Genomic DNA, 11,789 nt, shown 5'->3' on the forward strand with positions numbered 1-11,789 from the left:
CCCTGTTTTATATATGTGGAAGTGGTAAGATGATAGTGAATAAATCACAAATTGAGGGTGAAATGTATGATTATTATTAATGCAAAACTTAAAGTAAGCGAAGAACATCGTGATGCCTATTTAGATTTAATGACGAATTTAGTCAAACATGCACGTGAAGAAGAAGGTAATACATTTTATAGTCACTATGAAGATGTAAGTGAACGTAATACGTTCGTAGTTGTAGAGAACTATAAAGATCAAGCTGCTGTTGAAGCACACAATCATTCAGATCATTTTAAAGTGTTTAGTGAAAATATCGGTAACTATATTACAGAAAAACCAGTGATCGACGTAGCTGAAGTAAAATAATTAAAGTTAATTTCATAACGTAAACATGACTAAGGTAGGATAAGAAGTCAATTGCGAAGCGATGATTTCAATCCTACCTTTTTATTATTTAAACAATCACTATCATATGAACGAATAAAAAGTGTTATCATTGAATATGTATGTTTTATAGAAAGGAAAGATAACATTGGGAAATGTTTTAAAATCACTTATCACATTTGATACAAGTAAAGTTGACCCGATGAAAGGTATCAGACAGGGCTTGTTATTAATAATCCCAGCACTATTAGGTTATTTCCTAGGTAATTTCGCACTAGGATTGCTCGTGTCAACTGGGACATTGGCACATATTTATGTGTTCAAAAGCTCACCACGTTCAATGATTAGAACAGTTATCTTATGTTCGCTCTCATTTGCGGTATGTATGATACTGGGAACACTTACGGTTACTGAACCGATTCTATATGGTGTGACATTATTATTAGTTACGGTCATTCCTTACTATATCTTCAGTGCATTGAAGATTGCTGGACCGTCTTCAACTTTCTTCCTTGTAACATTTTGTTTACCGAGCAACTTGCCAGTAGCGCCAAATGAAGCACTGTACCGCGGTGTTGCCATTCTTATTGGTGGTGCGATTGCTACATTTGTAGTTATTTTGACAATCCTTTTCCAAAAGCAAAAGATTGAAAATAGAGCAATTAATGCTGACTTTAACATGATTAAAGAATTAATGCACAATTATAACGATGTTGACAAGTTTAAAGAGAGTGCCAAAGCAGCAGTAACACAATTCAAGAACTCTGATGAATTGTTAATCACTGCAACAGCTGGGGCTGATCAAAAATTAAGTCCTCGCTTCCAAAGATTGTTATTGCTACATACCTCAGCACAAGGTTTGTATTCAGAGCTATTGGAATTACATGAAAAAGGGATACGCCCAATTCCAAATGAATTAGTTGAAATGATGGACGTTGCAATACGCAATGCATATCGCACATCAGCAGCTCGAGAAAAATGGACAAAAGAAGTCAATGTTGATGAAGCGTTCGACGATTTATGGCAATATATCTTGAAAATCGATGAAATTACAAACTTAGATTCTAACCAAATTGAACATGAAGCGAGTGTTCGTAAGCCACTTTACAGTCAACGCATCATTCATAATTTAACGTTAGATTCTATCGTATTTCGAAATACTTTGATTTATGCCGTAATTATGGCAGTGGCCATTTTTATTTCATTAGCATTTAATATCCAAAAATCTTACTGGATTCCATTAACGGCGCATACCGTCTTATTGGGTATGACAACACGACGCATGTTAGACCGTTCTGTAGCCCGTGGCTTAGGTACTATCTTAGGTACACTCGTATTATCAGCAATACTATATTTCAATCCACACTTGATTATTGCAGTCATCATTATGGGTCTTGCGGCAATGGTTACTGAAACATTTGTAGGTTCTAACTATGCCTTTGCGGTAATCTTTATTACAATCCAAGTTATATTATTAAATGGTTTAGCGTCAGATAACCTGTCCATTTCAATTGCCTATACACGTATCTTTGATGTATTGATTGGTATTGCCATCGCAGTTGTTGGGATCTTACTTATTAATCGACAAACAGCATCCGCCATGTTACCACGAACGATTGCAGAAGTGGTTCGTAAAGAAGCCGTTATCTTCCAATATTTATTCTCAGAAAATCATTACCAAGATGATTTACGTGAAAGAGATGAAAGCTTAGCTTTATCAGTGAAAATGAGTAACATGACACAAATTAATAATTCAGCAAGTGGTGAATTATTCTCAAATCAAGAAGTGATTCGTTATTATTATCCAAGCATCTTCGCATTGGAAGAAATTAACTTTATGTTAATGCGTGCAATGCAAGATCATCAACGTCAACGTATTTCTGATCATCAAATGGGAGAATACCTTGTTACCTTTGAGAACTTAGCGAAACATTTCGAACTTCAAAGCAGACTTGAAATTAATGAACTTTCCGATTTACCGCAATATAATTACATTAAATCGGCATTAATGCGACTGCAAAATAATTGTGTGCATACACGTAAAGATATTAATGAAGTTGAAGATGGAGCTGCAATTAAAGCATAATATCATCATCGAGTTTCACTTCTGGTGATAGTGGTAAAGCTAACTATCAATGAAAAAAGGAGATTGATACCATGCCTTGGACGATGGACGATTATCCGAATACGTGGAAGCACTTTGCTGAATTAGAACGAAAAAAAGCCATCGATATTGGTAATGCAATGTTGAAAGATGGCTATAAAGAAGGCGATGTTATACCGATTGCAACACAACAAGCTAAAGATTGGTATAAAGATGCATCGAAAGCAGAGCTTGATGAATTAAAGCACAAGCATGTCACACAACACCAAAAGGATCAATCAGCGAATCCAAAACTCAATGACAAAAATGTACATGTTTACTTTGAAGATGACGAATGGAAAGTGAAAACAGAAGGGGCAAAACAAGCGTCCGATACTTTTGAGAAGAAAGCAGATGCCACGAAACGCGCGCAAGCTATTGCTGATAATCGTGGAACGACAGTCATTGAACATAAAAAAAGGGAATCATCGCAATAAAATCAATGCACGAGGCTGAAACAATGCGTTCAAACAGAATGCTGTTTCAACTTCGTGCGTTTTTATTATCAATTGAAAGTTCTAAAATAATCTGCAATAAAAGAGTATTATTTTTAGTTTATTTTGTAATTCGATATAATAAACTGTGATGATTAAGGAGGAAATACTATGTATGTAGAAAGAAAACCATCATTGTATATAGAAGAATTACGAAGCGAATTTAAAGATAACTTACATCATTTCAAAGATGGAGATGAAGCCTTTGATAGATTAATTGGTTTCGTAGAACTCGATCATTTATACGCCTCAGCTTTAAAAGAAATCAGTACCAAATTAGATATTCTCGATGACAACTTTAACTATGTTTATAAACATAATCCGATTCATCATATGGAACGACGTGTAAAAGAAATGAATAGTCTAATTAAAAAATTACATCGCAAGCAAGTCGAAATTAGTGCAGAAAGTGCGCGTAAACATATCCTTGATATTGCGGGAATTCGTGTCGTTTGTAACTATTTAGAAGATATATATGTCATTGAGAAGATGCTCCTAAAACAAGAAGACGTTAAACTTCTCAAACGTAAAGATTATATTAAAAATCCGAAAGAAAATGGGTATCGTAGTTTACATATCGTTGTGACAATTCCCGTATTCTTATCCAATAAAGTGGAAACATTACCTGTAGAGATTCAAATTAGAACCATTGGCACGGATATGTGGGCAAGTTTAGAACATAAAATTCGTTATAAAAATAATGCTAATACAGAAGATTATAGCGATATGTTAAAAGACTGTGCCCTTGAAATTTCAGATGTAGAATCTAAAATGCAATCCATTCATTCTGCGATTTCAGATAATAATGAATAACGTTAAACGATATAGCGTAACTTATTGAATTGTGCATAACCTGTAACAATTTTATAAGTTATGCTTTTTTAATTTGTCTCTGTTTTGATAATTTTATGATAAAATAATAATTTAGTAATATAGGGATTTTTGAGGATGATTATGAACAGAAAACATTTTAAAACACAAATTTATCAATTAAAAAATTATCATAACGAACAAGTAGAAGTCGCTTTCGCGGGCAATCCAACATCAAATAGAGCAATCGTATTTATACATGGTGCGATCATGACATACCGTATTATGACCATGTTCGAACCTTACTTCAGAGAGTATAAAATGATTTTTATTAATTGTCCAAGTCGTGGTAGAAGTTCAAAGATTGATCGTAATAACCATACTTTAGATGATTACTCTGAACGAATTGAAGATGTTTTGGAACAAATCGTTGCCACACAACACCTTGAAAAGGTCATGATTATTGGGTATTCAATGGGAGGGATGATTGGCACACGTCTATTGAAATTTAATAAACTACCGATATCTCATCTTGTGTATTTAAGTAGCGCAGCTAAAATTACGCCAAACACAAGTATGCTTGCACGTTTATTCTCAACAGATAGTAAGCGTGATCATTTCAAAGATGAAATTACTGCCATCAAAAACTTGCCACAATACATCTTAAAGAAAACAGTTTATGCACGAAAAGAAAACGGTCTAGATATCTTATCCTTTGTCGCCCCGATTAAGACGATAATCACTGATTTATTATATACAATTAAAGCAGATTATCTTCCAGATATTGAAGAAATTGAACAATTTCCAAAGTTACTATTTATCTCTGGTCAAGATGATGAAATTATCCCGTACACAGATTCACAAGCCACTATGGAGCAGTATAAGCGCTACGGCGGTGAAACGAAGGAAATCGTCTATCCTGGTATTGGGCACATGGACTTTCCATCTGTCCTTGAACAATTACCTAATGGCACTGTAGGGATTATTGATCATATAAAATCATGGATTGAAGATAAATAAGACTGCCTTTAGACTGACCTATAACATCATTTATCAAAAGGTCTTGAATGTGACGTTACGTCATGAACTATATTCAATGTAGGAGGTGGACACTATGTCACATTACACTATTGGGGCGCTAGCTGATCAACTAGGTATAACGGTTCGAACACTACAATATTATGATCGTAAAGGTTTATTAACAGCGAAACGTACAGCAGAATCAAATCGCAGATATTACAATGAAGACGATGTACAACAATTACAGTTGATTGCGTTATTAAAGGAATTTGGTTGTACGTTAGATGAAATTCAAATATTGTTGTACGAAGATAGCGATATGCAGACATTAAAAGCAATGCTTCAACTACATAAGGAAGCATTGCAAACACATATACACGATCAAACAAAAGCATTACAACATATCAATGATGTAGAACAGTACATTTCAGATCACTCAAACGCACCAATCAATCATCTATCTGACATAGATAAAGCAATGAAACAATCGACTACATTGAAATCGTTTAAAAGTAAAGTATGGATGAGCGCAGGCGTCATTGGCATGATTCAATACACAGGACTAATTGTAAGTTTACTGAGAAGTTCAAGTAAGCCTTTCGTTTCAATCTTGCCTATTTTAGTAACCTATGCCATTGGATTAACGACATTCTATTATAAAAACATTTCATATTTGTGCCCAAACTGCCAACATACGTTTAAACCATCTGTGAAACAATTTATAATGGCGCGACATACTATGCAAACACGTAAATTAGAATGCCCTAAGTGTCACGAAACACATTACTGCATCGAAGTTTCAGATGAGAAGAAATAGAATTTTAATCATGGTTTTCCCGGTCCATCTGTGGCCGGGATTTTTAAATTCACAAAAAGAAAGCGTTTGCAAAAACGTAACTTATATATTAATATACTTGTATACAAGTTGTAATTGAATGAATAGGAGTGATGCATGTGAAAGAAAGTTATCCAACACAATGGCTTGGAGGCATGTCTAAAGGTGAAGGTGTCGCAGCAGAAATACGTTTACAAATTGTAAGTGGTGAGATTGAAGCGGGCACGCTACTTACAGAGAATCAAGTGGCTAAACAATTTGACGTTAGCCGTTCGCCAGTTAGAGATGCCTTTAAATTATTACAAACAGATCAACTCATTCAATTAGAACGCATGGGCGCTAAAGTATTGCAATTTGGTGAGCAAGAGAAGAAAGAACTGTACGATTTACGATTAATGCTAGAGTCGTTTGCATTCGCAAAGATAAAACATATAGATAGAGAACCGATTATCAAAGAGATGCGTAAACATCTTGAAATGATGAAAGTAGCAGTTAAATTCGAAGATGCTGAAGCATTTACACAACATGATATTCAATTTCATGAAGCAATGATACATGCATCAAATCACCAATATTTACAAACATTCTGGAAACATTTGAAACCAGTGATCGAAACACTCGTATTGTTATCCATGCGACAACGTATGGACCATGATAAAGCAGATTTTGAACGCATTCATCACAATCATAATGTGTTTGTTGAGGCGATTGAACACTATGATTCAGCGAAATTAAGAGAAGCCTTTCATTTAAATTTCGACGATGTTGGCGAAGACATTGAAAGCTTCTGGCTAAGATAAATAGAAGAAAGAAGGAATACTATGAACTACATGATTGGTGTGGACATTGGGACAACAAGTACGAAATCCGTATTATACGATGAAAATGGACAATTTATCATGAAACATAGCATTGGCTACCCCTTACATACGCCCAATGTTGATGTATCTGAAGAGAATCCTGACGAATTGTTTGATGCCGTTCTTATGACTGTGAAATATGTTGTAAGAGAAGCAAATATTAAAAAAGAAGACATCAAACTCATTGCATTTAGCGCACAAATGCATAGCTTGATTGCACTCGATGCGCAACATCATCGTTTGACTGAAAGTATCACTTGGGCTGATAATCGCGCAAGTCAATATGCTGAACGTATTAATAAGGAACATCATGGCTCAGACATTTATCAACGCACAGGAACACCTATACATCCAATGTCACCATTATCTAAAATCTTCTGGATGAAACATGAACAACCTGATATTTATAAACAAACGGCGATGTTCGCAGATATTAAAACATACATATTTTATCAACTATTTGAAACATACGTTATTGACCATTCAATGGCATCCGCGACAGGTATGTTTAATTTAGAAACACGCCATTGGGATGCAGAAGCACTCGAATTACTTGGTATCACTGAGGCACAATTACCACAATTAGTACCTACCACACACATACTTAAAGGCATGAAAAAACGCTACGCCACCCTAATGGGCATAGATGAGGATACGCCTATTATTGTTGGCGCAAGTGATGGCGTACTATCCAACTTAGGTGTAAACAGCTACAAAAAGGGCGAAGTAGCTGTCACGATTGGTACATCTGGTGCTATTCGTACAGTAATTAACAAACCACGCACAGATTATAAAGGTCGTATCTTTTGTTATGTATTGGACGAAGACCATTATGTCATTGGTGGACCCGTAAATAACGGTGGTGTCGTACTAAGATGGTTGAGAGATGAATTACTCGCAAGTGAAGTAGAAACGGCGAAACGTTTAGGCGTTGACCCATATGATGTACTAACTAAAATCGCTAGCAGAGTTAAACCAGGTTCAGAAGGACTTATTTTCCATCCTTACCTTGCAGGAGAACGTGCACCATTATGGAACGCAGATGCGCGTGGATCATTCTTCGGATTAACGCTCTCTCATCAAAAGGAACATATGATACGTGCCGCATTAGAGGGTGTACTTTATAACCTATATACAGTCTATCTTGCGCTTGTGGAAGTCATGAATGAAACACCAAGCACAATCAAAGCAACAGGCGGCTTTGCTAAGAGTGAAGTGTGGCGTCAAATGATGGCAGATATCTTCGACACAGATCTCATCGTACCTGAAAGCTATGAAAGCTCTTGTTTAGGCGCATGTGTATTAGGTTTGAAAGCGTTAGGGGAAATTGATGACTACTCAATTATTGAACAAATGGTCGGGACAACAAATGCGCATCAACCTGATCCAGACACAGTTCAAGTGTATCAACAGTTAGTATCCATCTTTATCAACTTAAGTCGTTCATTAGAAGAACGCTATGCAGAAATTGCAGACTTTCAACGTAAACACATGGAGTAAATCATTAAATTAGAAAAAGAAAACATTAGGAGGGTTTACGATGTTTGGAGATATTTGGCCAATTATCAGTGTTGTTATTGGGATTTTATTACTTTTGTCATTAATTATTTTCTTAAAATTGAACACGTTTATTTCATTAATCATCACTTCTGTTGTCACTGCGATATTACTAGGTATGCCATTAAATAAAATTATGGAAACCATAGAAGCGGGCATGGGAAGTACGCTCGGTCACATTGCGCTAATCTTTGGATTAGGTGCCATGCTTGGTAAATTACTTGCTGATGGTGGCGGTGCCAATCGAATTGCCGACACATTAATTGCTAAATTTGGACCGAAACACGTGCAATGGGCAATGCTAATCGCAGCCTTTATCGTAGGTATCGCACTATTCTTCGAGGTAGGGTTAGTTCTATTGATTCCATTAGTATTTACAATTGCTAAACGTGCGAAAGTCTCACCACTTAAATTAGGTTTACCAATGGTGACGGCTTTATCAGTAACACACGGTTTCTTACCACCACACCCTGGCCCCGTTGTTATTGCAAAAGAATTAAAAGCGAACGTTGGTCAAGTATTGCTATTTGGTATTATCATTGCCATTCCAGTAACGATTATCGCTGGACCAATATTCAATAAAATTGCACAAAAAATCATTCCTTCTGCCTATACGCGTGAAGGGGATATCTCAGCATTAGGATCTCAAAGAGAATTCAAAGAATCTGAAATGCCAAGCTTCGGATTAAGTTTATTTACAGCTGTGTTGCCAGTTATCTTAATGTTAATTTCAACTATTGTACAATTAATTACAGGCCATGAAGCAGCTACAAATTTATTTGAACAAATCGTTTACTTCATTGGTACTGCAGGTACAGCAATGTTAATTTCAGTTATCTTTGCGATCTTCTCTATGGGCTTAAATCGTGGCAGAAAAATGGACGACATTATGAAGTCAGTTACCAACGCCATCTATCCAATAGGTATGATGATTTTAATCATTGGCGGTGGTGGTACATTCAAACAAGTACTGATTGATGGCGGCGTAGGCGATACCATCGCGAAAATGTTCGAAGGTTCAACCATGTCACCAATCTTACTTGCTTGGATTGTAGCAGCTGTATTACGTATCGCATTAGGTTCAGCTACAGTAGCTGCCATTTCTACCACAGGTATCGTTTTACCATTATTGCAACACTCTGACGTAAACGTTGCACTCGTTGTGCTCGCAATAGGCGCCGGCAGTGTTATCTTATCTCATGTTAACGACGCAGGATTCTGGATGTTTAAAGAATACTTCGGTTTAACCGTAAAAGAAACATTCCTAACATGGTCATTACTTGAAACCATTATTTCTGTATCAGGTATCATCTTTATCTTATTCATTAGTTTGTTTGTATAGGGTTATTGTTGAATGCAAAATGTAAAGCCACTCCAACGAGTGGCTTTTTTTATTAACACTGATATGACAAGTCTAGAATGCAATAAGAAAGTAAGTTATGATTAAAATATTATCTGTTAAATGATATATTATTCTGTGAAATAAAAATTTACTGAGGGTATTTGAATGTCAAAAGTTAAAAAGATAAATGTGAGAGATATTGATTTAGATTTGTTACAAAACTCTAAAATTGATGATGTAGAAAAAGAAATAGATAAATTTAAAATGATAGATAAATTAGATCTTTTAATCATCGCACTCATTTGGGGTATGATTTTCATCATTGATTTTCAATATAGTGAATACGTTATATTAATCGTATCATTCATCGGTTTAATCTATGCTTTTTATGTAACGAGTATATTAAAAAAGCAAAACATAACATTGCACAATTATTAATGCATTATAGCAATCCACCATTATTTGATAAGCATACACAAATCAAAGTCGTTCAAAGTAAATTTACTGAGTTCAATATATATGATGTTTGGGGTATTCGGGTCACACTTTATCGTAAGTATTTTAAAAATAATCGATCATCTGTTTTTAAGTTGAAATTGAATAGAACTTAAACGCAAACTTCAAACAATTGGTTATCACAGGCTATTGCTAGGAAAGAAATCAAAAGAGTGATAAACTAACAAATGATATAAAAGACAGAATGTGCAAAGGAGTTACTTGAGTTTGAAACAGATAAAAAAAGCAATCATACCTGCTGCTGGTTTAGGGACGCGATTCTTACCAGCCACTAAAGCGATGCCTAAAGAAATGCTTCCTATTCTAGATAAACCTACAATTCAATACATAGTGGAAGAGGCTTCTCGTGCAGGAATTGAAGATATTATCATCGTAACTGGTAAACATAAACGCGCAATTGAAGATCATTTTGATAATCAAAAAGAATTAGAAATGGTTCTTGAAGAAAAAGGAAAAGATGACCTACTTGAGAAAGTACAATATTCTACGGACTTAGCAAACATCTTCTACGTTCGACAAAAAGAACAGAAGGGATTAGGACATGCGATTCACACAGCACGTCAATTTATTGGAAATGAGCCATTTGCAGTCTTATTAGGTGATGACATTGTTGAATCAGAGACACCAGCCATTAAACAATTGATGAACGTTTACGAAGAAACAGGCCATTCAGTCATTGGCGTTCAAGAAGTACCAGAGAGCGTTACTCATAGATATGGTATTATTGATCCATTAGAAAAAGAGGGCCGTCGTTACGAGGTAAAACAATTTGTTGAGAAACCGAAACAAGGTACAGCACCTTCAAATCTAGCCATCATGGGACGTTACATCTTAACACCTGAGATATTTGACTACCTTGAAACACAAAAAGAGGGCGCTGGAAATGAAATTCAGCTCACTGATGCGATTGAACGTATGAATAGTGATATTCCAGTTTATGCATACGACTTTGATGGTGATCGTTACGATGTTGGAGAAAAATTAGGTTTCGTTAAAACAACGATTGAATATGCACTTAAAGATCCAAAGATGAAAGATGAACTCATTAAGTTTATAAAAGAATTAGGATTTTAATATAATGATACAAAAGAAGACCCCATAAGCACTTAAGTGATCAGCTTAAATGTTTATGGGGTTCAACTTTGATGTGAAAACATCGCACCTATACTTCTTTAGAGACATTTCGACTTAATTAATACTTAGTTAAAGCATCAGAGAGTAAGTATTAATTAAAAATTTTGTAATAGCTTTTTTCCTAAATATATAGTTCACAATACACCTGACATATGGTAAAGAATTATGGGTTCTTCTTTAGATTACGTAATCTTGGATGTTTGATTCATGTTGAGTTGACTGACATGTCACGAGCATTATGAACATATATTTCAAGAAGTATAAATTCCACTCATCTCAGTTTCCGCTAAGATGAGCTTATGGGAAATATAATATGTAATGGTTATACTTCCCAACCTCCTCTAAAACTCTATGTATTAGATGTATATCTAATACACTTAAATTGTACAATATATTATTCAGATAGAATACCTGTCGCAATATCAAATCTTTAGCTAAAAATATCAATCTTTTTACTTCATTTAAAATTTATTGAAAAAGAAAGAGACCCACCTTACTCTCCAGTTAAGATGCGCCTCTAACGAATTTTATCAGTTGAGAGCTTATTATACCCCTCATACATCAGATCGATCTAATGTAAGTTAATTATAAAGCAAACATAATGGCACCCGTTATCAAAAAATGGACAGAAAGTATCAATAATTGGTTGATTTCTTAAAATGCAAATTTGCTTTAAAATTCTAACTAAATATATTCAATTTAAGTTATA

11 protein-coding genes are annotated in these 11,789 nt (G+C 35.1%); all 11 read left to right on the forward strand.

What is annotated here, in order from left to right:
• Positions 1–66: 66 nt before the first annotated feature.
• The 11 genes from JVV30_RS03885 to galU all read left to right on the forward strand — a co-directional run bounded on the left by JVV30_RS03885 (position 67) and on the right by galU (position 11,020).
• Positions 67–351 carry a putative quinol monooxygenase gene (locus tag JVV30_RS03885; RefSeq protein WP_053028780.1) on the forward strand — a complete coding sequence of 95 codons (285 nt, stop codon included), beginning with the start codon at positions 67–69 and terminating at the stop codon, positions 349–351.
• 166 nt (positions 352–517) lie between these two features.
• Complete coding sequence (locus JVV30_RS03890; protein WP_053028779.1) at positions 518–2,455, forward strand: FUSC family protein; 1,938 nt, start codon at positions 518–520, stop codon at positions 2,453–2,455.
• A gap of 71 nt (positions 2,456–2,526) precedes the next feature.
• On the forward strand, positions 2,527–2,949 hold the full coding sequence (locus JVV30_RS03895; RefSeq protein WP_204193446.1) for a DUF2188 domain-containing protein: 423 nt from the start codon (positions 2,527–2,529) through the stop codon (positions 2,947–2,949).
• A 168-nt stretch (positions 2,950–3,117) separates the two neighbouring features.
• Complete coding sequence (locus JVV30_RS03900) at positions 3,118–3,819, forward strand: GTP pyrophosphokinase (RefSeq protein ID WP_204193449.1); 702 nt, start codon at positions 3,118–3,120, stop codon at positions 3,817–3,819.
• Between the two features lie 141 nt (positions 3,820–3,960).
• Positions 3,961–4,836: an alpha/beta fold hydrolase gene (locus JVV30_RS03905; protein ID WP_204193451.1), complete on the forward strand. Its 876-nt coding sequence runs from the start codon at positions 3,961–3,963 to the stop codon at positions 4,834–4,836.
• A gap of 94 nt (positions 4,837–4,930) precedes the next feature.
• Positions 4,931–5,653: a MerR family transcriptional regulator gene (locus JVV30_RS03910; RefSeq protein WP_204193453.1), complete on the forward strand. Its 723-nt coding sequence runs from the start codon at positions 4,931–4,933 to the stop codon at positions 5,651–5,653.
• A 131-nt stretch (positions 5,654–5,784) separates the two neighbouring features.
• Positions 5,785–6,471, forward strand: coding sequence for a GntR family transcriptional regulator (locus JVV30_RS03915; protein WP_239469312.1), 687 nt, complete (start codon positions 5,785–5,787; stop codon positions 6,469–6,471).
• Between the two features lie 21 nt (positions 6,472–6,492).
• Positions 6,493–8,031, forward strand: a complete 1,539-nt coding sequence (gene gntK, locus JVV30_RS03920) for a gluconokinase (protein WP_204193455.1) — start codon at positions 6,493–6,495, stop codon at positions 8,029–8,031.
• 40 nt (positions 8,032–8,071) lie between these two features.
• Positions 8,072–9,430: a gluconate:H+ symporter gene (locus JVV30_RS03925; RefSeq protein WP_053028772.1), complete on the forward strand. Its 1,359-nt coding sequence runs from the start codon at positions 8,072–8,074 to the stop codon at positions 9,428–9,430.
• Between the two features lie 165 nt (positions 9,431–9,595).
• A complete protein-coding gene (locus JVV30_RS03930) occupies positions 9,596–9,868 on the forward strand; it encodes a hypothetical protein (protein WP_204193456.1) in 273 nt (90 codons plus the stop codon).
• 285 nt (positions 9,869–10,153) lie between these two features.
• Positions 10,154–11,020, forward strand: a complete 867-nt coding sequence (galU, locus tag JVV30_RS03935; protein WP_011274904.1) for a UTP--glucose-1-phosphate uridylyltransferase GalU — start codon at positions 10,154–10,156, stop codon at positions 11,018–11,020.
• Positions 11,021–11,789 lie beyond the last annotated feature (769 nt).

The organism is Staphylococcus sp. GDY8P47P, from assembly GCF_016892225.1.
Taxonomy (GTDB): Bacteria; Bacillota; Bacilli; order Staphylococcales; family Staphylococcaceae; genus Staphylococcus; species Staphylococcus borealis.

Excerpts from the sequence above, each read along its gene's own strand:
- gntK (WP_204193455.1), top strand. The coding sequence starts at position 6,493 with ATGAACTACATGATTGGTGTGGACATTGGGACAACAAGTACGAAATCC.
- JVV30_RS03915 (WP_239469312.1), top strand. The coding sequence starts at position 5,785 with ATGCATGTGAAAGAAAGTTATCCAACACAATGGCTTGGAGGCATGTCT.
- JVV30_RS03905 (WP_204193451.1), top strand. The coding sequence starts at position 3,961 with ATGAACAGAAAACATTTTAAAACACAAATTTATCAATTAAAAAATTAT.
- JVV30_RS03925 (WP_053028772.1), top strand. The coding sequence starts at position 8,072 with ATGTTTGGAGATATTTGGCCAATTATCAGTGTTGTTATTGGGATTTTA.
- JVV30_RS03910 (WP_204193453.1), top strand. The coding sequence starts at position 4,931 with ATGTCACATTACACTATTGGGGCGCTAGCTGATCAACTAGGTATAACG.
- JVV30_RS03900 (WP_204193449.1), top strand. The coding sequence starts at position 3,118 with ATGTATGTAGAAAGAAAACCATCATTGTATATAGAAGAATTACGAAGC.
- JVV30_RS03930 (WP_204193456.1), top strand. The coding sequence starts at position 9,596 with ATGTCAAAAGTTAAAAAGATAAATGTGAGAGATATTGATTTAGATTTG.
- JVV30_RS03885 (WP_053028780.1), top strand. The coding sequence starts at position 67 with ATGATTATTATTAATGCAAAACTTAAAGTAAGCGAAGAACATCGTGAT.
- JVV30_RS03895 (WP_204193446.1), top strand. The coding sequence starts at position 2,527 with ATGCCTTGGACGATGGACGATTATCCGAATACGTGGAAGCACTTTGCT.